Genomic DNA, 22,031 nt, shown 5'->3' on the forward strand with positions numbered 1-22,031 from the left:
GTGTCCGTACACGGTCACTCGCCGTGTAGACGCCGACACGACTGGAGAGCGGGAAAGTTGAAGTTAAAGGTTCGTTGGACTGCGCACGCCACGTTTGGATAAGCGTCCAAATTCGGACAGTCGCCGTGAAGCCGTCATTACCAACGGAGCGCGGAAGTTGGTTGTTGAATGTGCCTTTTCCTGCCCGGCGGCACCGGTTCGCAACGGCTCATCCTCCGGTACCACAGACCTGGACCGCGCGGCGAAATTCGTGCGTGAACATTTTGGATGCTTCAGATATTTATTTTTTAAAATCCCCCTACCGCATTCCATTCGGTTCCCTGAATCGAAGCCCGTAGCGTCTACTAGTCGAGACCGACTCCGTTCGCGAAGGTTTTGACATCGAAGAGGGTGTGGATCCGGCTTTGCCCGGCCACCTCCAGCACCTTGTCTGCGATGAGGGATGTGAGGTAAGGCGACAGGATGATCAGGCCGCCTCCGGCGACAACCACGCACCTGCTAATACTCAGCAGCAGAGCCAGCAGATTGGATGATAATTGATGAGGCAGTAGTGCCCTTGCCAGACGTGTTGCAGTTTCAGTGGTCGGACTTTAAGGCCGGATTTGCAGCCGCACCGGCTTCGGGGCAAATTTCGGGGCACGCGCAAAAGCCGCAGCGGGGAATTCCGGCTATTCGTTTTGCGTTTTTACAACGTTTTTGTAGCCCTCCTCTCAAAGCCGGCCTCCCGCCGATTTTTGTTTTTCTACATCGACAAACGCACATCGTCATTGCCCTCGACGCACGAGTTGACCGCATGCCGTGCCTTCGGGAACAGCAGGCGCGACGCGTAGGCGAAAAAGCACCGGTCAGAACCTATCCCACCCCTCCGCGATCAAGTCGGTCGCGCGTGCGACGGCGTGCATGACCTCGTTCATCGTCCTCCCCGCTTCGCCAGCGAGCGCCGAGCCGTCGCGGATCCGGTCGACCGACGTCGCGATCGGGTCCTTGATCTCCTGGCCGCGCTCGACGAGCGTTTCGCGAGGCTGCGCACCTCGCTCGCAACCACCGCGAAGCTGCGTCCCTGCTCGCGGGCGCGCGCCGTTTCGACGGCCGCGTTCAGCGCGAGCATGTTGGTCTGAAACGCAACGGCTCGATGATCGCTGTGATGTCCGCGATCTTCGTCGAGCTGTCGCTGATGTGCCGCGTCGTGTTGACGACCTAGGGCCGGCCACCGCGCTGCCCTTCTGCGCAACAGACAACGCAATGACCGAAAAATTAGAGGCTTGCACGGTTTTGCGCGTATTTAAAATGCGTGATGAATGCATTGCCTTTCGTTTGAATTTCGGTCTCTTTTCCATATGGCAGCAATTCTCCATGCCAGCACAGCGGTGCTTTACCGGAGGACAATGTTTTATTCATCCACCCGGAGCGGTCACGGTTGAGGTAGGCTTAGCCAAACCCATCATGTCCCCGTTTGCGCCTTGATGGACTGTCTGCCCTCGGGGGCACGCACCTCAATAGCTCGTCTCCACGTATGTCAACACCGGACCCCAACAACCGCGATCTCCGCGCCGCCTTAAGCGACCTAGACGGCGCCCGCAACTGGATGGCGTCCATCTGCGGCCCCCACGGGCTCCAGGTCAGTCACCCGAAGCGCTTGCGCTTCCACCAGTCCGGCACCGTACTTCGTTCGATGGCGACGACGATAGGCTACGTCGAATACGGCACCGACGTGACGGTCGCGGTGAGCGAGAGCAGTCCGCTGAACTGCTACAGCGTGAGCCTGCCGATGGTCGGTCAACAGGAGCTCGCAGCACACGGCAAGAGGTGGTTGTCGGATCAGGATTGCGGTCTGATCGTCAGTCCGCAGGAATCGCAGGATCTCGCGATCACCGGCAATTGCCGCAAGCTGCACGTCGCGATTCCTCGCTCCGCGCTCCAACAGGTGCTGCAGACGATGCTGCAACGCCCCGTCGAAGCGCCGCTCGTGTTCCAGCCCGACATGGATGCGGCCGCCGGCGACCAGGCATCGTGGTGGCGCATGGTCAAGTTCCTGGCCGGCGAGATGGAGCGCTCGGGACCGTCGCTGGGGCAGCTTTACATGTCCAGCGAATTCGAACTGACGTTGCTGAAGGGACTGCTGCTGTCGCAGCCGCATAACTATTCGGAACAGTTGGCCAACGCGACCGCGCCGACGCCACCGCATTATCTGACCCGCGCGCGCCAGTTCATTCACGACAACGCGCGCGAGCCGATCACGCTCGAAGACATCGAGCGCGCTTCGGGTGTGTCGCGCTTCAAGCTGTTCGACGGCTTCCGTCAATATTTTGGCTGCGCGCCGATCGCGTATCTGAAACGCTACCGGCTCGAATCGGCGCGGCGCGATATTCTCGACGACCGCTCGGTGCGCAATATCTCGTCGGTGGCGCTGGGCTGGGGGATGTCGCATCTCGGCCGTTTTTCGATCGAGTACAAGGCATTGTTCGGCGAGTCGCCATCCGAGACGCTGAAGCGCGCAGCGCGGCGTTAGAACGTCCTATCGCGCGTTGCTTTCGCCGAACTTCTCGTAAAACAGCCGGTAATCCTGAATACCCTGTTCGGTGAGCCAGGTCTTGATCGCTTCGATCATCGGCGGCGGTCCGCACACGTACATGTCGAAGCCATTCGATTCGAGAAACGAGCGGTCGAAATGCTCGGGAATCAGCCCGGTCTTGCCCGACCATTCCGGCGCCGGATTCATCACGACCGTCTCGACCGCGAATCCTTCGATGCTCGCCTTGTAGCCGTTGATGCGCCCGGTCTCGCACAGATCGGCTGCATTCGTGACGCCGTAGTACAGATGCACCGGATGCGCGACATTGCGTTTCGCCGAGATGCCGTCGAGCATGCCGAGGAAGGCAGAGAGTCCCGTGCCGCCCGCCACCATCACGAGCGGACGCTCGACCTGGCGCAGATAGAACGCGCCGAGCGGCGCCTCGAACTCGACCGTATCACCGGCCTTGCAACGTTCGCGCAGATAGTTGCTCATCATGCCGTCGGGCAGCAGACGGATCAGGAATTGCAACTCGTTGCGCGCGTTCGGATGATTCGCGAACGAGTACGAACGCCATTCTTCGGTGCCGGGCACCTTCACGCGCGCATACTGGCCCGGCAGAAAATCGAGCTGACGCTCATGCGCGCTCGCATCGACACGCAGAATCGCGGTCGTCGCCGACACCAGCTCGACGCCGACCACGCTCGCGCACACGGTGCTCGTGCCGGCGCCTTCGCACAGCGTCGAGTCGAAGTCGAAATAGAACGACGCATCCGACTTCACGCGCGTCTGGCACGAGAGGATCTTGCGCTGCGCGAGGTCCTCTTCGCTGAGCGTTTCCTCGTCGACGTAATCGAGCGTGTAGTCGCCCGATTCGCAGCGCCCCTGGCAGGTGCCGCACACGCCTTCGCGGCAGTCGAGCGGAATGTTCACGCCGTTCTTCAGCGCCGCGTCGAGCAGCAACTCGTTCGGACTCACATCGAAGAACGCGGTTTTGCCATCGGCAAAGCTCAACGCGACCTTATGTTTCATCGTCGTGCCCCCGGCTCACAGATGATAGAAATCCAGCACCGCGTTGATGTGGTCGTTCAGCAGCAGCACGTGCTTGCGCTTGATCTTCCAGCTATCGCCCGACGCTTGCAGGTCGTACACCGCGCGGCCGTAGAAGTAGTCGGTCGAGCCGTGACGCGTGTACAGCGTCGACCAGTTCACGTTCGCTTCGACGCTTGAATCTTCGCGCTCGCTCAGGCGCACGTTACTGATCTGATGCATCGTGCGCGGCAGCGGTGTCGACGCGGCCGACTTGCCGGTGCGCAGCCGGAACACGCGGTCTTCGAGACCGGCGCGATCCGAGTAGTAAATCAGCGACATGCCCTGCTTCGGATCGGTCGTGTACACGTGCTCGGAATCCCACTGCGGCACATGAAACACGCTCTGCGGATCGAATAGATCGAGGTATTCGTCCCATTGCTGCTTGTCGCACAGATCGGCCTTCAGATACAGAAACTGCTCGACGGAGTGTTGGAGTTGGCTCATGCCTGCTCTCCCTGCGATTCGATGGATTTGTCGAGACCCTTGAGGATCGCGTCGCGCCAGGTGCCGTGCTGGTTCACGTAAAGCCCTTCGTGGGTCAGCTCGGTGCCGGTCAGATTCGGCTCGATGCCGAGCAGCGTGGTGTTCGCGGTCGCGCCGCGGGCCCACTTGTGATGCCCGCGCGAGATGTCGCTCCAGCGTTCGAGGCGCGCCTGGAAGCCGCGCTGCTGCTCGCGGAACTCGACGAGATCGTCGGGCGTGCCCATGCCGGACACGTTGAAGAAGTCTTCGAACTGACGGATGCGGTTCTCGCGATCCTTCGCCGATTCGCCCTTCACGCCGATGCACTGGCTGATGACCTCGGTCTTGTTCCACGCGACCGGCCGCACGATGCGCAGCTGCGAGCTGATCTGGTCCATGAAGAACAGGCTCGGGTAGACATTCAGATTGCGCAGCCGGTGCATCATCCATTCGGCCTTGTCCTGGCCATAGGCTTCGACGAGCCGCGGCATCACGCTCTCGTAGCCGGGACGCACTTGCGGATTCGGCATGTCGCTGAACAGGACGCTGTGGCCATTCCTGAACGCGAACCAGCCGTCGTCGGTTTCGCTGTCGCCGGCGCCGAGCTTGCTGTAGTCGAGCGTGCCGCTTGGGTTATCCCCTTTCTTCGCATTCGATTCGATGCGGTGCTGCACGGTCGCCACGTAGTTGTAGTGCACGGTGCTCACGTGATACCCGTCGAGACCGTTCTCGTTCTGCAGCTTCCAGTTGCCGTCGAACGTGTAGGTCGACTTGCCGGGCAGCACTTCGAGCTCGCCGGTCGGCGACTGCGCGACCATCATGTCGAAGAAGATGCGCGCGTCGCCGAGATAGTCTTCGAGCGTGTCGATGCCGTCGACGTCGAGGCTCACGAACACGAAGCCCTTGTAGCTCGCGATGCGCGCTTTCTTCAGGCCGCGCACCGACTTGTCGAAGTCGTCGCAGTATTCGCCCGGCGCCTTCACCTTCACGAGGCGGCCGTCGTTCTTGTAGCACCAAGCATGGAACGGGCACGTGAAGGTCGACTGGTTGCCCTTGGTCATACGCGTGAGCGTCGCACCGCGGTGCTGGCACGCATTGATCATCGCGTTCAGGTTGCCGGCGCCGTCGCGCGAGATGATCAGAGGCTGGCGGCCCGCGCGCATCGTCAGGAAATCGTTCTTGTTGGGGATCTCGCTTTCGTGGCACGCATAGATCCAGGCCTTCTCGAAGATGTGCTCCATTTCGAGCGAGAACAGCTCGGGCTCCGTGAACATTTCGCGGGCAATCCGGTACACGCCTTCCGCGGGGCGGAAGTCCAGACAGCCGCTGACGAATTCGCGCCATTCCGAGGCGCTGCGCTTCTCGCTCATGATGTGTCGCTCTCCTTGTGTTCAATCGTTTGAACGTGACAGGCTCGATTGAATACCCAAGTGGCGAGGCCAACTATCCAGCCAATTCGCATTTGCTATCCGAATAATTGGACGGCACCCGGATAATCTGGCGATCGGGCGCAACCCCCGCCGGACGGGACTTCTGGCGTGCCGTTCTGGCGCGTGCGGGCAAACACCCGGATACGCAAACGTTTGCCTGTACGCCATGTCTGCTACGCTAACGTTTTTCGTAGGTCGCGTTTTTGACGGTGATTGCCGAGACGCGGCCGCTTCTTCACGCGCGACGTTCAGCGCATGTCAGAACCAAAAACGCATGGTGACGCGCCGACCGAACAACGTGATTGCGATCAGTGTCTTGCTGGCTGGCGCGATCCTCGCGATCGCCGTGTCGCTGCTCGCACAGATGCGCGAAGATGCGTTGCGGCGCGCGCAGGACTCCGTCGCCAACATATCCCTGCTGGTCCAGCGCGACGTGTCGCGCAATCTCGAGATCTACGACCTGTCGCTGCGCGCGGCGATCGACGGACTGAAGCAGCCGGGCGTGCTCGATCTGCCGCCGGAGATCCGCCAGATGGTGCTGTTCGACGGCTCGATCAGCGCAAAGGACATGGGCTCGGTATTCGTGCTCGACGAGAACGGCAACGTGCGCTTCGATTCACGCGCGTGGCCGCCGCGCGCAAGTAACCATGCGGACCGCGATTACTTCAAGGCGCAGCGCGCTTCACCCGACGTCGGCCTGTACATCAGCCATCCGTTCAGCCCGAGCGGCACCGACGACGACCTGCGCATCGCGCTGAGCCGGCGCATCTCGAGGCCGGACGGCAGCTTCGGCGGCGTGGTGGTCGGCACGCTGCGCCTCACGTATTTCCATCGCCTGTTCGACGGCATGAAGCTCGGGCCGAGCGGCTCGATGGCATTGATGCTCAGCGACGGCACGATGTTGATGCGCCGTCCTTACGATTCGAAAACGATCGGCATCAACCTGACCGGCACGGCCAACTTCTCGCGCTTCATCAAGGGGCCGAGCGGCGACTTCTTCGGCACGGCGGCGATCGATCGCGTCGAGCGCTGGTATGCGTTCCGCCATATCGACGGCTTTCCGCTGATCCTCGACGTCGCGCTCTCGACGCGCGACATCTACGTCGAGTGGCGGCGGCGCGCATGGATCATCGGCATGCTGATCGGCGCGCTCGACGTGACGATCATCGCGCTCGCGATCCTGTTCTCACGCCAGTTGCGTCTGCGCCGCGCGGCCGAGGAAGAGTTGCGCGAACTGGCGCGCACGGACGGGCTGACCGGCCTGAACAACCGCCGCGCCTTCGAGGAGCACGCGAACGACGAATGGCGACGCGCGCAGCGCACCGGCCGGCCGCTGTCGCTGCTACTGATCGATGTCGACAACTTCAAGGGCTTCAACGACCTTTACGGCCATTCGGCCGGCGACGAAGCGCTGATTGGCGTCGCGCGCTGTATCGCGCAGAACGCGCGACGTCCGGGCGATACGGCCGCGCGCTTCGGCGGCGAGGAGTTCGCGGTGCTGCTGCCGGACACCGACGCGACGGGCGCGCAGCGGATCGCCGAGCAGATCCGCGCGGCGGTGCAGGCGCTGCAATGCCGCCATGTGGCCAGCACGCATCACGTGCTGACGGTTAGCGCAGGCGCTGCGACCGCGCAGGGCGCGGCGCTCGCGACGAGCCGCGCGCTCGTCGACGCCGCCGACGAAGCGCTGTATCGCGCGAAGGATGCCGGCCGCAATCGGGTGATGCTGTACGGCGCGCCGACGGACCACTCTTCGCGGGACGGCGCCGCGGTGACGCCGGACCCCGACCCGCGCCGCGCGAATTGACCCGCTTCCAGGGCTCGTTTCCCGAGCCACTTGTCGGCCCGCTTGCCAGCCCTTATTGCTCTCCGTAAACTCGCGCGTAACTTTTGCCGGACCCACGCCAAAGCGTGTGATCGGCACACACCACGCCGACCCAGAGGAGAATCCCCGCGATGGCCTCATCCTATTTCCCCCGCTGGCGCCGCCAGCCTGCCGGCGCCGAAGGCGGCATCGTCGGCATCGACGAACGGGTCGGGTGGCCGCAGATGTTCGCGATGGGCGTCCAGCACGTCGTCGCGATGTTCGGCTCGACCGTGCTTGCGCCGCTGCTGATGGGCTTCGATCCGAACTTGGCCATCTTCATGTCGGGGATCGGCACGCTGCTGTTCTTCGTGCTCGTCGGCGGGCGCGTGCCGAGCTATCTCGGTTCGAGCTTTGCGTTCATCGGCCTCGTGATCGCGGTGACCGGCTACGGCGGACACGGCGCGAACCCGAATATTGCGGTCGCGTTGGGCGGCATCATCGCGTGTGGCGTCGCGTACGGGGTGATCGGCCTGATCGTGGCGGCGGTCGGCACGGGCTGGATCGAAACGCTGATGCCGCCGGTCGTGACCGGCGCGATCGTCTGCGTGATCGGTCTGAACCTCGCGCCGATCGCCGTGCATGGCGTGAGCGGCAGCAATTTCGAGTCGTGGATGGCGCTCGTCACGGTGCTGTGCGTCGGCGCGGTCGCGGTGTTCACGCGCGGCATGCTCCAGCGTCTGCTGATCCTGGTCGGCCTGCTGCTCGCCTACGCCATTTACGCGATCGTCACGAACGGCCTCGGCATGGGCAAGCCGATCGATTTCTCGATCGTCGCGAACGCCGCGTGGTTCGGCATGCCGCACTTCATGTCGCCGGTGTTCGACCCGCACGCGATGACGCTGCTCGCGCCGATCGCGGTGATCCTCGTCGCCGAAAACCTCGGCCACATCAAGGCCGTCAGCGCGATGACGGGCCAGAACCTCGACCGCTATATCGGCCGCGCGTTTCTCGGCGATGCGCTCGCGACGATCGTGTCCGGCTTCGCGGGCGGTACCGGCGTGACCACGTACGCGGAGAACATCGGCGTGATGGCGGTCACGAAGATCTATTCGACGCTGGTGTTCGTGATCGCCGCGTTGATCGCCCTCGTGCTCGGCTTCTCGCCGAAGTTCGGCGCGGTGATCCAGACGATCCCGGGACCGGTGCTGGGCGGCGTGTCGATCGTCGTGTTCGGGCTGATCGCGGTGACGGGCGCGCGCATCTGGGTCGTCAACAAGGTCGACTTCTCCGACAACCGCAACCTGATCGTCGCGGCCGTCACGCTCGTGCTCGGCGCCGGCGACTTCTCGCTGAAGCTCGGCGGCTTCGGGCTCGGCGGCATCGGCACCGCGACGTTCGGCGCGATCATCCTGTACGCGCTGCTGAGAAGAAAGCCGACGCAAGGGCCGGTGGCCTGAGCGTCTTTTATCGGCACTGGCATTTCAAGCGCCGGTGCCGATGCCGATGCGGCAGCCAATTCCTACCTTTTGCGCGCGGTCAGCGCCGTCTCCGACAGATCCACCTCGCGCATCAGCTTGTTCAGCGTCTCGTCGTTGATGCGCTGGGTGTCGCGCAGGTCGAGCAGCGTCTTGCGCTCGGCGCGCATCGCCGCGAGCTTCATGCGGAATTCGAGCGCGTCGGCGCGGCGCGCGAGTTCGCGTGGCGCCTGTTCGTCGTCGAGCGTCGCGAGGCGGCGGCGGTACAGGTCCATCACCCGCGCGGTTACATCGGTCGCATACGCCTGAGCCGATTCCTCGAGGTCCGCGCATTCCGTGTCGTGCACATGATCGACCGCGCGAATCGCCGACTGCGCGGCGAGCGTACGCGCGAGTGCTTCCTCGGCGGCATGCGGGTCCTTGCCGCGCCGCCAGCCGCGCAGCAGCAGCGGCAACGCGGCCACCGCCACCAGCAGCGACAGCAGGATCACGCCCGACGCGATGAAGATCGCGAGATCGCGTCCCGGCAGCGGCGTGCCGTTCGGCAGCACCTCCGGCAGCGACAGCACGCCCGCGAGCGTCACCGCGCCGCGCACGCCGGCCACCGTCGTCACCGACACCATGCGCAACCCGGGCACTGCGTTCGCGACGCCGTGCTTCGTCGCGTCGCGGCTCGCGAACCAGCGCAGCAGCCACACCCACGCGAAGCGCATCGCGTACAGCGCGAGCGCCACCGCAACGATATAGCCGATCAGCAGCGCGACCTGCGCGTCGTTGGTTTCGTGCGCGACGAGCAGCGCGCGGCCGAGGATGTGCGGAAACTGCAGGCCGAGCATGATGAACACCATGCCGTTGAACACGAACTCGATCATCGTCCACGTGCTCGAGGCCCGCACGCGCGAGGCGACCTGCCATTTTTCCGTGATGCTCGCGTAGTTCATCATCATGCCGGCGGAGACCGCGGCAAGAACGCCCGACAGCTCGAAGCGCTCGGCGGTCAGATAGGCGGCGAACGGGATCAGCAGGGTCATCACGACGCCCGGCGCGGGATCGCCTTCTTCGGTGAGATTCAGGAAGCGCGCGGACACGAAGCTGAACACCGCGCTCACCGCCGCGCCGACCGCGAGGCCGCCCACCGCGATGATCACGAAGCTCACCGACGCTTCACGCAGCGAGAACGCGCCGGTCAGCGCGGCGGCGATCGCGAACTTCAGCGCGACGAGGCCTGACGCGTCGTTCATCAGCGCCTCGCCTTCGAGGATATGCATCAACTGGACCGGAATCTTGCCCTTACCGGCGATGCCGGACAGCGCGACCGCGTCGGTCGGCGACAACACGGCGGCGAGCGCGAATGCGACCGGCAGCGAGATCTGCGGCACCAGCACGTGCACGAAGTGACCGACCACCAGCACCGTCATGAACACGAGGCCTAGCGCGAGCATCAGGATCGCGCGGCGCGCCATGAAGAACTCACGCTTCGGGATGCGCCAGCCGTCCGCGAACAGCAGTGGCGGAATGAACAGCAGCATGAAGATTTCCGGATCGAACGCGACGTGCAATTCGAGGCGCGGCCACGCGAGCATCGCGCCGATCGCGATCTGCACGAGCGGCAGCGGCAGCTTGAACGGCAGCGCGCGGGTCAGCATGCCGGACGCGGCGACGGCGAGTAGCAGGATCAGGACGGTAAAGACAATTTCCATCGTGTGTTTCGGGGGATGAATGGGTTGTCCCGGGAGAAGGCGCGATGCGCAGGGTCGAGTGTAGCCCGGCGGCGCGCGCAGTTGCCGCGAGCTTCGCCGCGACGCGGCCTGCGAATTCGTGCACCGCAATGGTGCGCGCGACGCCCGCGGGCGGCGCACGAGCGCTGTCGCCGGTGCAATGTTTCGGCCGAGTTACAGCGCAGTGTGCGCCAGCGTGCGCATGGACCTTGCTTAACCGGTAACGATGACGCACATTTTGAGAGCTCGTTGCCGGTCGCGTTCGGACCGGCCGGCTCTCGCGTGAGAGGATTGCATGACGATTGCGCAACAGGAAAGGGCGGCGAGCATGCCGCACGGCTTCGAGGTCGAGGTGAGCTCGGGCCTTCAACGCTATTCGGTGCAGCACGGCGAACTGACGCTTACCAGCGTGTTCCAGCCGATTTTCAGTCTGTCGCACCTGCGCGCGGTCGGCTATGAGGGCTTGCTGCGCGCGCACGACGCGCTCGATCGCCCGGTGTCGCCGCTCGATGTGTTCGGCGAGGCCGCGCGCCTCGGCGACGCGCTGCAGATCGACCGGCTGGCGCAGACGCTGCATCTGGAGAACTTCAATGTGCTCGGCGCCGAGCGCGAATGGTTGTTCCTGAACGTGCACCCGGGCGTGCTGACCGACCCGTATCTCGCGGCCGCTTTGCTCGCCAATCTTCGGCGGCTCGATCTGTCGCCGCGGCGCGTCGTGCTCGAAGTGCTCGAGCAGAGCGCCGAAGATCTCGATCGACTCGCCGATGCGGTGCGCGAGTTTCGCGAGCGCGGCTTCCTGATCGCGCTCGATGATTTCGGCGCCGGCCATTCGAACATCGAGCGGATCTGGCAACTGAATCCCGACATCGTGAAGCTCGACCGCGTCATGCTGTCGCATGCCGCGCATCGCGCCGACATGGCGACGATCCTGCCGGGGCTCGTGGCGATGCTGCATGAAGCGGGCAAGCTCGTGCTGATCGAGGGCATCGAAACCGAGCACGAAGCGCAGATGGCGCTCGCCTGCAATGCCGACTTCGTGCAGGGCTTTTTCTTTGGCCGGCCGAATCCGGGTGTTGCCGATCCGATCCACGCTGCGGTTTGCATCGGCGAAGTCACCGAGCGTTATCGCGAGCAGGCCGAGGCACGCGAGCGGCGCAGCGCGAGTCGGCTCGCGCCGTATCTGCGCGCGTTCGAGCGCGCCGCGGAGCGTCTCGCCGCCGGTGAGCCGCTCGACGAGGTGTGCTGGAATTTCCTCGCGCTCGATCACGTGGCGCGCTGTTTTCTGCTCGACGCGAAGGGGCGCCAGGCCGGCCGCAACGTCGTGCTGCGCGCCGATCGCGCGGCGCATGAAACGCGCTTTCTGCCGCTCGCTGACGCGCAGGGCGCGAACTGGTTGCGTCGGCCGTACTTCAGCGTCGCGATCAATGCGCCGGAGCGGGTGCACGTGACGCGGCCGTATCTGTCGATCAACGAGGCCTTGCCGTGCGTGACGCTGTCGGTGGCAACGCGCGTCGGCAGCGAGACCTGTGTGCTGTGCGGCGATATCGACTGGGTCGAAGACGAACGCGACGCGCGCATCTGACATGATGCCGTTTTCAACGACACCAGGTTGCGCTCATGTCCGTGCTGCTCGAAGTGATTGCCACGACCGTCGCCGATGCGCGCGCTGCCGCGCAGGCCGGTGCCGACCGTCTCGAACTCGTGACCGCGATGGGCGAGGGCGGACTGACGCCGAGTGTGGGGTTGATCGAGGCGGTGGTTTCAGCGGTCGGCGTCCGGGCAGCCGGCGTACCCGTGAACGTGATCGTGCGGCCGCATAGCCGCGCATTCGTCTACGACGCCGACGACTACGCGGTGATGCTGCGCGACATCCGGGCCGTCAAGGCGGCCGGCGCGAACGGCATCGTGATCGGCATGCTCGATGCGGAGCGGGCGATCGACCGCGAAGGTCTCGCGCGCGCGTGCGAAGCTGCCGATGGACTCGCGATCACGTTCCATCGCGCGTTCGACGAGGCGCGCGATCTGCGCGAAGCGCTCGACGTATTGCTCGGTTTCGAGGCGGTGACGAATGTGCTGACGTCGGGCGGACAGCCGTCGGTGCTGTGGGCGCAAGCGACGATCGGCGCACTGCTGCGGCAGGCTGCGGGCTCGCATTGCACGGTGCTCGCCGGTGCCGGCTTGACGGTCGATGCGGTCGCGGAGTTCGTGAGCAAAACGCACGTCGAGGCCGTGCATTTCGGCTCCGGCGTGCGCGTGAACGGCAACGGACTCGCGCCAGTCGATCCGGCGAAGGTGATGCAGGTGAGGGCGCTGCTCGACGCAATGCAACGGTGAGCAGCGCAACGAACCACTTACTTCGCGACCACCACCGGAATGCCGCGCAACTGCCCGGCGCCCTTCATCTCCTCGAGCGACTTCTTCACCGCGACACCCGTCGCCGCATCGATGCCGAGGCGCGCGGCGAGGTCACGCTCACCACGCTTGACCCCCGCCAGATTCGCCAGCTTCACGTGCCCATACCCGCGCACGCGCGCATGCAGTTCAGCGAGCTTCGCGACGTCGTCGAAATGGCCCGCGTCGAGTTTCGCTAGCGCACGGTGCAGCGTGGCTTCGTAATCGCCCGCGAGCTCGCGCTCCATCTTGCGCTCGAGCGTGCGGCCGAACGGATCGAGCGCAGAGCCACGCAGACCGCGCCATTTCGCGAGCAGGCCGAGCACGGACCACATCCACTGACCATAGGTTTTCTTCGTCGGCACGGCGCCGGGCTGCGCACGCGTGAGCGTCGGCGGCGCGAGGTTGAAGCGGATCGTGAAGTCCTTGCCGGCGACGCCCTCGAACTGCGCTTCGAGCGCGTCGCGGAACGCGGCATCGGTATGCAGACGCGCAACTTCGTATTCATCCTTCACCGCCAGCAGCCGGTAGAACGTGGTCGCGACCGCGCGCGTCACGCGCTCGCTCGCCGCATCGACGGCGGTTTCCGCGCGCCGTGCCGCATCGACGAGCGAGCGATACCGCTTCACATAAGCCGCGCCGCCATACGCGAGCAGCCGTGCTTCGCGGTGGGCGATCAGCTCGTCGAGCGTATCGACCCGCACGCTCGGCTTCGGTGCATGACGCGACTGCCACAGCGATTCGAGCGCGGCGGGATCAGCCGCGGCCATGCGCCCGATCGAGAACGCGAGCTGGTTCATCTGCACGGCGACGTTGTTCAGTTCGATCGCGCGCATCATCGCGGCGAACGACACCGGCACCAGACCGAGTTGCCACGCGAAGCCGAGCATCAGAATGTTCGCGCCGATCGTATCGCCGAGAAGACGCGTTGCGAGCGCTTGCGCGTCGCACGTGGACATACGCTCTTCCCCGGCCGCGTGACGCATCTTGTCGATCAGCGCGTCGGCATGCAGCGTCGCATCCGGGTTCTGCACGAAGCTCGCGTTCGGAATCGCATGCGTGTTGACGACGATGCGCGTGCGGCCATGTCGCACCGTCTGCAGTGCATCGGCACTCGCGCCGACCACCATGTCACAGGCGAGCAGCACGTCGGCCTGCTGCGTGTCGATGCGGACCTGGTTCAGCCATTCGTCGCGGGCGGCAAAGCGCACGAACGACAGCACCGCGCCGCCCTTCTGCGCGAAGCCCATGAAGTCGAGCACCGACGCGCTCTTGCCTTCGAGGTGCGCGGCCATGCTGATCAAGGCGCCGACCGTCACGACGCCGGTACCGCCGACACCCGTGATGAGGATGTCGTACGGCGCGGCATCGAGTTGCGTCGCGGGAATCGGCAACGCGTCGACGTGCGTGGCGAGCGCCTGCGGATCGAACGCGTCGCCCGCGGCTTTTTTCAGCGTACCACCTTCGATGGTGACGAAGCTCGGGCAAAAGCCGTTCACGCACGAGTAGTCCTTGTTGCACGATGACTGATCGATGCGGCGCTTGCGACCGAGCGCGGTTTCCACCGGTTCCACCGACAAACAGTTCGACTGCACGCCGCAATCGCCGCAGCCTTCGCAGACTTCCTCGTTGATGAAGAGCCGTTTGTTCGGGTCGGGGAATTCGCCCTTCTTGCGGCGCCGGCGTTTTTCGGCCGCGCAGGTCTGGTCGTAGATCAGCACGGTCACGCCGTCGATGTCGCGCAACTGGCGCTGCACCGCGTCCATCTCGCTGCGATGGTGAAACGTCGTGCCCTGCGGAAACTGGCCGTGATGGCCGTCGTATTTCTCCGGCTCGTCGCTGACCACGACGAAGCGCGACACGCCCTCGGCTTCGACCTGCCGCGCGATCTGCGGCACCGAGATGCTGCCGTCGACTGGCTGGCCGCCCGTCATCGCGACCGCGTCGTTGTAGAGGATCTTGTAGGTGATCGTCGCGTTCGCGGCGACCGCCTGGCGGATCGCGAGAATGCCGGAGTGAAAGTAGGTGCCGTCGCCGAGATTCTGGAATACGTGGCGGGTTTTCGTGAACATCGAATGCGCGGCCCAGTCGACGCCTTCGCCGCCCATCTGAATCAGCCCGGTCGTGTCGCGCTCCATCCACGACGCCATGAAATGACAGCCGATGCCCGCCTGCGCGATCGAGCCGTCCGGCACTTTCGTCGACGTGTTGTGCGGGCAGCCGGAGCAGAAGTACGGCGTGCGCTTCACGCTGTCCGCCGCATTCGACAGGATCTGCGGCGCGACCAGATCGACGACGCGTTCACGGCGATCGAGCGCCGGCTTGTGCTTCGCGAGCCAGTTCGCGAACACCGGGAGAATGCGCGACGGCCGCAATTCGCCGAGCGACGACAGCAGCAACGTGCCATCTTCGGCGTGCTTGCCGATCACGACCGGCCGTGTGCCTTGTGTGCGGTTGTACAGATAGTCCTTGATCTGTTGCTCGATGACCGGGCCTTTCTCTTCGATCACGAGCAATTCGGACAGACCCGACACGAACGCGTCGATGCGCGTCATCTCCAGCGGAAACGACAGCCCGACCTTGTAGATGCGCACGCCGGCCGCGTCGAGATCGGCGACCGTCAGATCGAGCCGGCGCAGCGCTTCCATCAGATCGAGATGCGCCTTGCCGCAGGTGACGATGCCGACATTGGCGTGCGGGCTCGGCGCGATCCATTTGTCGATGCTGTTCATGCGCGCAAACTGGCGCACCGCGTCGAGCTTCGCGTGCAGACGCGCTTCGATCGTCAGGCTCGGCAGATCGGGCCAGCGGTTGTGCAGACCGCCGGCTGGTGCTTCGAATTCCGATGGCGGTGTCCATTCGGTTTGCAGCGTGTCGAGATCGACGGTCGAGCCCGATTCGACGGTCTCCGAAATGGCCTTGTAGCCGACCCACGCGCCGGAGAAGCGCGATAACGCCCAGCCATACAGGCCGAATTCGAGCATGTCCGCGATGTTCGACGGATTCACGACCGGCATGTGCCAGCCGATCAACGCGAAGTCGCTCTGATGCGGCATCGACGACGACACGCAGCCGTGATCGTCGCCCGCGACCACCAGCACGCCGCCGTGCGGCGACGAGCCGTACGCGTTGCCGTGCTTCAAGGCATCGCCCGCGCGGTCGACGCCCGGGCCTTTGCCGTACCACATCGCGAATACGCCCTCGACGGTGCGCTCGGGATCGGCTTCGACGCGCTGCGTGCCGAGCACGGCGGTGCCGCCGAGTTCTTCGTTGATCGCGGGCAGAAAGCGGATGTCGCTCGCGGCGAGCAGTTTTTTCGCCTTCCACAACTGCTGATCGACCATGCCGAGCGGCGAGCCGCGATAGCCGCTGATGAAACCGGCCGTGTTCAGGTTGCGGGTCTTGTCGAGCGCGCGCTGCATCAGCGCGAGGCGCACGAGCGCCTGCGTGCCGGTCAGAAAGATCCGTCCGCGCGTCGCGGTGAGATTGTCGGAAAGCTTGTAGTCGGCGAGTGCGGGCGTGCCGTCGATGGGCAGGCGAGCGGTCATGGGGGAGTCTCCAATGTTCTGGCTTCGCGCGCGGGCGGTGGGGTCACGGATGCCGCGCAGCGAAAGAGACTCTATTTTTTAGCGCTCGTGAGAGTGAATTATTTCTTCTTTAATCGGCCGTGCGCGAATGGGCGCGACGAGTCGCGCGTTTCGGCCCGCTTTTGAGCCGGATTTGCCACGCGGCGGCGCGCTTCGGGTATGCCCTGGGTGTCGTGAGGCGGCGAATGGGACGATGGCTATTGCTATTGCGCCGTGTTCGCCGCGATGTCCGGTTGGAGCGGTGCCGCATCGAGCGGCACGATTTCGTCGAAGTGCACGTAGTCGATGTGGCTCACGCCGTCGCGCTCACTCATGATGTCGACGAACCGGTGCTGCCAGACGATCTGGTCGCAGGTCCACATGTGGCGCGCCTGCATGGTTTGCGACGTCGATTCGTCGATGCCTTCGAGCGTGAGCAGCAGCGACACGTCGCGGCCTTTCAACGATTCGGCGTTTTCGCCGAACAGCGGACTCGCTTCGTCGATGATGTGCATCAGCGTCCAGCCGAGCTTGAAGACCGGGTGCTGGTCGCGCACCAGCGCGAGGTCGTAGAGCTTGCGCAGCGTAAAGCCTTCGATCGAGGTCTCCAGGCGCATGATGCGCAGCCGCGCGCGTGCCTCGGCGATCACGTTTTGTCGCGCGTTGGCCGAACGCACCATCAACGTCATGCGGCCGTCGATCGGCCGGATCACCGCGTAGCGCGCGAACATGATCTTCGCGTGCGGCCGCGAAAAGCGCGCGAAGATCAGCCCGGTCGCCAACGCGATGCTCGACATGCCGATGAAGATTTCGAGCGTCGCGATCCAGTGCGCGTAGACGGTTTGCGGATGCATGTCGCCGTAGCCGACCGTCGCGAGGGTTTCGACGCTAAAGAAGAACGCGCCGGCGAAGCCCTTCGGAAACTGATTCGCGATCGGGGCGTCGCCGAGCATGTAGAGCATGGCGAACACGGTGTTGAGCAGCAGGAACAGCAGCGCGAGCGACACGAAGAACCCCGGCCAGCGCACGCCGAGCGCGCGGTGATACAGGTCTTGCCACAGCGGCGTCGGCATGCCGTGCGCGATCACCACGCGATCGTCGAGACGCATTTCGCGACTGCCGCGCGCGCGGCGCCTCGGTGCGCTTGCGTCGGTGTCGGTGTCGCCGAGCGTGGAAAAACGGTCTGACGGTTCGCTTGCCATCACGCGCTCGTGGGGATGAAGACGTGCACAGCGTAGCATGGCGCGTTGTGCGCGCTGCGCGAGTTTCGCGCGGTGCGAAGGCGGCGCGGCGCGATGTATCGCCAGGGTGCGAGGTTGCGCGATGCCGTCGTTGAAATGCTTCCGGGCGCGTCCCGGAATTCAGGCTGGGTCAGGTCGCATCACGCGCGGCGAGCGGGTCGGGCGCAGCCGCGCGCCACACGCACCCAACCGCCGTCACGGAAACACGCGCGGCTTCGGAATTCCCGCGCCATGCTCGATATCGTCGACCGCCTGCCGATGCGCACTTTCCACCGCTTCGGCCTGCTCGGCATAACCCGCGTCGCCGCCGACCGTGGTCCACGCCTTGACGGCCTTCTCGCGATGACGGATTTCGTATTCCGCGTCCCAGCGCGCGCCACTGAGTTCGAGCGGACGAACGTGAATCGAATACACGCCGTATTGGAACAGCTGTTCAGCCATGATCGCCTCCAGCCGGCCGATCCGCCAGCGGCGCGCCGATGCGCGAGGACGCGCGGCGCGCAGCCCCTGGTTCGGCCTACAGTTCGATTTCCCCGAGGATACGATGTGCGAGCGCTTTGGCTTCTTCGAGCGCTTCTCCCGGCGTCGACGACGTCGAGTCGACTTCGTAGAGCGTGGTTTCCTGATCGGCGCTCGGTTCGCCTTCGTCGCGTGCGAGGGTGACGACACCTTGCCAGGCGTCATGTGCGACTTCTCTTATCGACGCGGTGGCCGTGTAGAGCCCTTTAGTGTAGGTGACGTCCTCCATGGCCTCGCTCCTTTTCGCAAAGGTTTCGATGTTTTCATCCTAGCACGGCGAGGCGGGATCGGTTCCCGCCCGGGGCAGCTTCGCGCCGCGCGACGTGCTCGACATCCGTTACGCTACGCGCGCCCCAGGGCAGCAGAATTACAGCGCCGCGTTTTATAGCAGCGCGACCACCTCGTCGAGCGTCGGTGCATGCGCGCCGGCGTGGCCGCAAGCCGCCGCGCCGGCCGCGAGCGCGAACGCGAGATGCTCGGGCCACCCGCGTTGCGGCGCGCTCATCAGGCTGAACAGCAGACCGCCGATCGACGCATCGCCCGCGCCGACCGTATCGACCACTTCGACGCGCGGCGGCTTCGCCTCGATCACCGCGGCGCCGTCGAGCAGCATCGCCGCTTCGGGACCGCGCGTGACGAGCACGGTGGCGGCGGGATTCATCGCGCGCAATTGCGCGAGCGCGGCGGTTTCGTCGCTGGTCTTGAAGATCATGCGCAGGTCTTCGTCCGATACCTTGATCAGATCCGCGAGCGCGGCCATCTTGCGCAGCGTCGGCTCGTAGCCGTGCTCCATCAGGTTGCGATAGTTCGGATCGAAGCTGATCTTCACGCCGTGCGAACGCAACTGGGCGGCGAGCTTCGCCAGTGTGTCGCCGAGCGGCTGACGCACGAGGCTGATGCAGCCGAAGTGCGCCCACTTCACCGCGTTCATCCAACCGGCGGGCAGCTTCGCCGGATCGAACGCGAGGTCGGCGCCGTTCTCGCCCATGAAGAAGTACGCGGGCGGATGCGTCTGATGCACGATCGCGAGCAGCGGCGGACGCTCGACGCGCTGCAGGAAGCGCATGTCGAGGCCGGCCGCGACGCTCGCGTCCCACAGCTCGTCGGAAAAGTTATCGACGCCGAGCGAGCCCGCGCACGCGGTCGGCAGGCCGAGCCGCGCGACGCAGCGCGCGGCGTTCCAGCCCGCGCCGCCCGGACGCGACAGCCAGTGCGATGCGCCGGTGCGCACGAGATCGGTCAGGATGTCGCCGGCGGATACGAAAACGGGGAGGTTGGTCGTCGCGCTCATTGTGCTTTCTCCGCGGAAGTCGCTGCGGCGGGAGCGGCTGATTCAGCCGCAGCGTTTTCGCCGAGCGCATGGGCGAGCACTTCGTAGCACGCGCCCATCGTGTGATAGTCGGTCTTGCCGGCCGGGCTCTTTTCGTCGCTGTACTTGCGGTTGTCGCAGGTGAGGATGCGATACCACGCGCCGTACTTGTGGTCCACGAAGTGCGTCCAGCTATAGCGCCAGATCTCGTCGTACCAGTCCCAGAAGCGCTCGTTGCCGGTGCGCTTGCCGAGCAGCGCGGCGGTCGCGAACGTTTCGGCCTGCACCCAGAAGTACTTGTCGTGATCGCACACGGTGCCATCGGGGCCGAAGCCGTAGTAGAGGCCGCCGTGATCTTCGTCCCACGCGTACGTCATCGCGGCGTCGAACAGTTCGATCGCGCGCGGCAGCAGCCACGGCAGCGGACGGAAGCGTTCGAGAATCAGCAGCAGCTTCGCCCATTCGGTCTGATGACCGGGCTGGAAGCCCCACGGACGGAAGATGTTCGAGCTGTCCTCTTCGTTGTAGTGCCAGTCGACCGACCAGTCCGCGTGAAAGTGCTCCCACACGAGTCCTTGCGACAGCTTCGCCTGGCGCAGCGTGAGATTCGACGCCACGCGCTCGGCGCGATCGAGATACACCAGATGACCGGTCGCTTCGTGCGCGGCGAGCAGCGCCTCGGTGGTATGCATGTTCGCGTTCTGCCCGCGATACGTGCTGACATGCCAGTCGGCCGACGCGTCGTCGGCATAGAGGCCGGCGGCGGCGTCCCAGAAGCGGTGCTCCATCAGCTCGAAGGTCGCGCCGATCATCGGCTTCGCTTCCTCGATGCCGGCCATCGCCGCGTGCGAGTACGCGAGCAGCACGAACGCGAGGCCGTAGCAGTGGCGCGTCGCGTCGAGCGTGCGCTGTTTGCCGTCGCGCCATTCGATTTCCCAGTCGTAGCCCTCGTGCTGCGAGTCCCAGTGCGCGTCGCGCAGAAAGCGCAGGCCGTGGCGCGTGTATTCGAGGTGCTTCGGGTCGCCGAACTGCCGGTACGCCATCGCGTAGTTGAACACGTAGCGGCAACTGCTGACCAGGTGGCGCGTGGTGCGGTTGTAGATCGAACCGTCGTCGCGCAAGAAGTGGTAGAAGCCGCCGCTCGGGTCGAGCACATTCGGCGCGTAGAAGCGCAGCGTGTCTTCGATGTGCGTGAGCAGAAACTCGCGCTTGCGGAAGCTGGCGACCGGCGGCGCCTTCGCGGCGTCGCTGGAAAGTTGAAGCGGATCGGTTAGCGTCATGGCGTTTTCACCAAAGTACTGGCACGGGCAACGAGTTGAACGGGCAAGCGGACTTCGAGTTCGGCGGGCGAGTCTTCGAGCAGCAGTTCGACGCCGCGCCGGCCGAGCGCTTCCTTGTCGACCGCGATCGTCGATAGCGGCGGGGTAGCGTGGGCGGCGGCGGGGATGTCGTCGAAACCGATGATCGCGATGTCGTCGGGCACGCTGAGGCCGCGCGCGAGGCACACGCGTAGCGCGGCGAGCGCGGCGGCGTCGTTGAACGCGAATACGGCGTCGGGGCGCGTGCCCGGCGCGTCGAGCAGGCGCTGCATCGCGCGCGCGGCGCCGGTGTCGGGATCGAGCCCGGCGTCGATGTTCACTTCGAGCGACGGATCGAACAGCAGCCCCGCTTCGAAGAACGCGCGCCGGTAGCCGAGCGCGCGCTCGGCGATGCTGAAGTGCGCGAGCGAGCCGCCGATGAACGCGACGCGCTTGCGCTGCTGCGCGAACAGATGGCGCATTGCGAGCGTGGCGCCGCCGGCGTTGTCGAGATTGACCGAGCGCAAGCCCGGCGACCATAGATCGATCAGCACCAGCGGGCGTTGCATCGCGACCAGCGTGGCGAGCGTTTCGGGCTCGACGAAGCCGGCGATCGCGACGGCGTCGGGCGCGTGCAGGCGCATCTGGTGAATCACGTCCTCGGTCGGCCCGGCAGTCAGCACCGACGGCACGATGCCGCGCTCGCGGCACGCGTCTTCGACACCGTGCAGCACGTGCGAGAAGAACGGGCTCGCGGCGAAGTTGTTGTGCTGACGATGCAGCAGGAAAGTTAGCCGGCGGATGCGCGGACGCAGCTGCGCCGAGTCGTAGCCGAGCTGGCGCGCCGCTTCGACGACGCGTTCGCGCGTGGCCTCGGAAAGGCCCGGCTGATTCTTGAGCGCGCGCGACACGGTGCCGATCGAAACGCTGGCGGCGCGGGCGACGTCGCGGATGGTTGTGGCCATCGAATGAAGCTGCCACGCGAGGCGAGGCAGCACGGGTTCAGGTCGGGCGATTGTATAGTAAAACGCAGCTAAAGCCGCCCGCAAAACGCCAGCATGACACAGGTAAATACCCGTATCGTATGGAGTTGTCGGGAATTAATGCGTTTAGTAAAACAGACTAAACAACCGGCTGGCCGCCGTTTTCGAGACGGTCCGAGAATCGTCCTATGCCATCCGGCCGAGGCGACAGCGAGAGCGTTTGCGCGT

16 protein-coding genes and 1 pseudogene are annotated in these 22,031 nt (G+C 65.0%); 5 read left to right on the top strand and 12 right to left on the bottom strand.

Annotation, left to right across the window (positions count from 1 at the left end; all coding sequences use genetic code 11):
* Positions 1–863 precede the first annotated feature (863 nt).
* Positions 864–1,283 (bottom strand): annotated as a pseudogene (locus OKW29_RS36610) (methyl-accepting chemotaxis protein); the annotation flags it as partial.
* Positions 1,284–1,585: 302 nt separating this feature from the next.
* Here OKW29_RS36610 and OKW29_RS36615 point away from each other — a divergent pair.
* Positions 1,586–2,509 (top strand): AraC family transcriptional regulator, encoded by a 924-nt coding sequence (locus OKW29_RS36615; RefSeq protein ID WP_429294364.1) that lies wholly within the window; start codon positions 1,586–1,588, stop codon positions 2,507–2,509.
* Between the two features lie 6 nt (positions 2,510–2,515).
* Here OKW29_RS36615 and antC read toward each other — a convergent pair whose 3' ends face one another.
* From antC to antA, 3 genes are read right to left on the bottom strand one after another with little or no spacing between them, the layout of a single operon-like run.
* Positions 2,516–3,544 (bottom strand): anthranilate 1,2-dioxygenase electron transfer component AntC, encoded by a 1,029-nt coding sequence (gene antC / locus OKW29_RS36620; protein WP_429294365.1) that lies wholly within the window; start codon positions 3,542–3,544, stop codon positions 2,516–2,518.
* A gap of 15 nt (positions 3,545–3,559) precedes the next feature.
* Entirely contained in the window at positions 3,560–4,048 is a 489-nt protein-coding gene (gene antB, locus OKW29_RS36625; RefSeq protein WP_184026235.1) for an anthranilate 1,2-dioxygenase small subunit, read from the bottom strand.
* Positions 4,045–5,436: an anthranilate 1,2-dioxygenase large subunit gene (gene antA, locus OKW29_RS36630; RefSeq protein ID WP_429294366.1), complete on the bottom strand. Its 1,392-nt coding sequence runs from the start codon at positions 5,434–5,436 to the stop codon at positions 4,045–4,047. The genes antB and antA overlap by 4 nt, the downstream gene beginning before the upstream one ends.
* 334 nt (positions 5,437–5,770) lie before the next feature.
* On the opposite strand from antA, the gene OKW29_RS36635 reads away from it, so the two are divergent.
* Entirely contained in the window at positions 5,771–7,303 is a 1,533-nt protein-coding gene (locus OKW29_RS36635) for a sensor domain-containing diguanylate cyclase (protein WP_429294367.1), read from the top strand.
* 149 nt (positions 7,304–7,452) lie between these two features.
* Positions 7,453–8,760 carry a solute carrier family 23 protein gene (locus OKW29_RS36640; RefSeq protein ID WP_429294368.1) on the top strand — a complete coding sequence of 436 codons (1,308 nt, stop codon included), beginning with the start codon at positions 7,453–7,455 and terminating at the stop codon, positions 8,758–8,760.
* A 62-nt stretch (positions 8,761–8,822) separates the two neighbouring features.
* On the opposite strand, the gene OKW29_RS36645 is transcribed toward OKW29_RS36640, so the two are convergent.
* On the bottom strand, positions 8,823–10,478 hold the full coding sequence (locus tag OKW29_RS36645) for a Na+/H+ antiporter (RefSeq protein ID WP_429294369.1): 1,656 nt from the start codon (positions 10,476–10,478) through the stop codon (positions 8,823–8,825).
* 313 nt (positions 10,479–10,791) lie between these two features.
* Here OKW29_RS36645 and OKW29_RS36650 point away from each other — a divergent pair, with 313 nt between their 5' ends.
* Both OKW29_RS36650 and OKW29_RS36655 read left to right on the top strand, forming a co-directional pair.
* On the top strand, positions 10,792–12,078 hold the full coding sequence (locus OKW29_RS36650; protein WP_429294370.1) for a sensor domain-containing phosphodiesterase: 1,287 nt from the start codon (positions 10,792–10,794) through the stop codon (positions 12,076–12,078).
* Positions 12,079–12,113: 35 nt separating this feature from the next.
* Positions 12,114–12,830: a copper homeostasis protein CutC gene (locus tag OKW29_RS36655; protein WP_429294371.1), complete on the top strand. Its 717-nt coding sequence runs from the start codon at positions 12,114–12,116 to the stop codon at positions 12,828–12,830.
* Between the two features lie 17 nt (positions 12,831–12,847).
* On the opposite strand, the gene OKW29_RS36660 is transcribed toward OKW29_RS36655, so the two are convergent.
* The 7 genes from OKW29_RS36660 to OKW29_RS36690 all read right to left on the bottom strand — a co-directional run bounded on the left by OKW29_RS36660 (position 12,848) and on the right by OKW29_RS36690 (position 21,785).
* The gene (locus OKW29_RS36660) at positions 12,848–16,435 is read right to left on the bottom strand and encodes an indolepyruvate ferredoxin oxidoreductase family protein (protein WP_429294372.1); all 3,588 of its coding nucleotides are present in this window, start codon (positions 16,433–16,435) and stop codon (positions 12,848–12,850) included.
* 242 nt (positions 16,436–16,677) lie between these two features.
* A complete protein-coding gene (locus tag OKW29_RS36665; RefSeq protein ID WP_429294373.1) occupies positions 16,678–17,655 on the bottom strand; it encodes an ion channel in 978 nt (325 codons plus the stop codon).
* A gap of 234 nt (positions 17,656–17,889) precedes the next feature.
* The gene (locus OKW29_RS36670) at positions 17,890–18,135 is read right to left on the bottom strand and encodes a hypothetical protein (RefSeq protein WP_090802738.1); all 246 of its coding nucleotides are present in this window, start codon (positions 18,133–18,135) and stop codon (positions 17,890–17,892) included.
* Between the two features lie 76 nt (positions 18,136–18,211).
* Positions 18,212–18,442 (bottom strand): hypothetical protein, encoded by a 231-nt coding sequence (locus OKW29_RS36675; RefSeq protein ID WP_018419210.1) that lies wholly within the window; start codon positions 18,440–18,442, stop codon positions 18,212–18,214.
* A 153-nt stretch (positions 18,443–18,595) separates the two neighbouring features.
* Positions 18,596–19,504, bottom strand: coding sequence for a carbohydrate kinase family protein (locus OKW29_RS36680; protein WP_429294374.1), 909 nt, complete (start codon positions 19,502–19,504; stop codon positions 18,596–18,598).
* Positions 19,501–20,802, bottom strand: coding sequence for an AGE family epimerase/isomerase (locus tag OKW29_RS36685; RefSeq protein ID WP_429294375.1), 1,302 nt, complete (start codon positions 20,800–20,802; stop codon positions 19,501–19,503). The genes OKW29_RS36680 and OKW29_RS36685 overlap by 4 nt, the downstream gene beginning before the upstream one ends.
* Positions 20,799–21,785 (bottom strand): LacI family DNA-binding transcriptional regulator, encoded by a 987-nt coding sequence (locus OKW29_RS36690; protein ID WP_429294376.1) that lies wholly within the window; start codon positions 21,783–21,785, stop codon positions 20,799–20,801. The genes OKW29_RS36685 and OKW29_RS36690 overlap by 4 nt, the downstream gene beginning before the upstream one ends.
* Positions 21,786–22,031: the final 246 nt, after the last annotated feature.

The organism is Paraburkholderia sp. CI3, from assembly GCF_050436505.1.
GTDB classification, from domain to species: Bacteria; Pseudomonadota; Gammaproteobacteria; order Burkholderiales; family Burkholderiaceae; genus Paraburkholderia; species Paraburkholderia tuberum.

Excerpts from the sequence above, each read along its gene's own strand:
- OKW29_RS36615 (WP_429294364.1), top strand. The coding sequence starts at position 1,586 with ATGGCGTCCATCTGCGGCCCCCACGGGCTCCAGGTCAGTCACCCGAAG.
- antC (WP_429294365.1), bottom strand. The coding sequence starts at position 3,544 with ATGAAACATAAGGTCGCGTTGAGCTTTGCCGATGGCAAAACCGCGTTC.
- antB (WP_184026235.1), bottom strand. The coding sequence starts at position 4,048 with ATGAGCCAACTCCAACACTCCGTCGAGCAGTTTCTGTATCTGAAGGCC.
- antA (WP_429294366.1), bottom strand. The coding sequence starts at position 5,436 with ATGAGCGAGAAGCGCAGCGCCTCGGAATGGCGCGAATTCGTCAGCGGC.
- OKW29_RS36635 (WP_429294367.1), top strand. The coding sequence starts at position 5,771 with ATGGTGACGCGCCGACCGAACAACGTGATTGCGATCAGTGTCTTGCTG.
- OKW29_RS36640 (WP_429294368.1), top strand. The coding sequence starts at position 7,453 with ATGGCCTCATCCTATTTCCCCCGCTGGCGCCGCCAGCCTGCCGGCGCC.
- OKW29_RS36645 (WP_429294369.1), bottom strand. The coding sequence starts at position 10,478 with ATGGAAATTGTCTTTACCGTCCTGATCCTGCTACTCGCCGTCGCCGCG.
- OKW29_RS36650 (WP_429294370.1), top strand. The coding sequence starts at position 10,792 with ATGACGATTGCGCAACAGGAAAGGGCGGCGAGCATGCCGCACGGCTTC.
- OKW29_RS36655 (WP_429294371.1), top strand. The coding sequence starts at position 12,114 with ATGTCCGTGCTGCTCGAAGTGATTGCCACGACCGTCGCCGATGCGCGC.
- OKW29_RS36660 (WP_429294372.1), bottom strand. The coding sequence starts at position 16,435 with ATGACCGCTCGCCTGCCCATCGACGGCACGCCCGCACTCGCCGACTAC.
- OKW29_RS36665 (WP_429294373.1), bottom strand. The coding sequence starts at position 17,655 with ATGGCAAGCGAACCGTCAGACCGTTTTTCCACGCTCGGCGACACCGAC.
- OKW29_RS36670 (WP_090802738.1), bottom strand. The coding sequence starts at position 18,135 with ATGGCTGAACAGCTGTTCCAATACGGCGTGTATTCGATTCACGTTCGT.
- OKW29_RS36675 (WP_018419210.1), bottom strand. The coding sequence starts at position 18,442 with ATGGAGGACGTCACCTACACTAAAGGGCTCTACACGGCCACCGCGTCG.
- OKW29_RS36680 (WP_429294374.1), bottom strand. The coding sequence starts at position 19,504 with ATGAGCGCGACGACCAACCTCCCCGTTTTCGTATCCGCCGGCGACATC.
- OKW29_RS36685 (WP_429294375.1), bottom strand. The coding sequence starts at position 20,802 with ATGACGCTAACCGATCCGCTTCAACTTTCCAGCGACGCCGCGAAGGCG.
- OKW29_RS36690 (WP_429294376.1), bottom strand. The coding sequence starts at position 21,785 with ATGGCCACAACCATCCGCGACGTCGCCCGCGCCGCCAGCGTTTCGATC.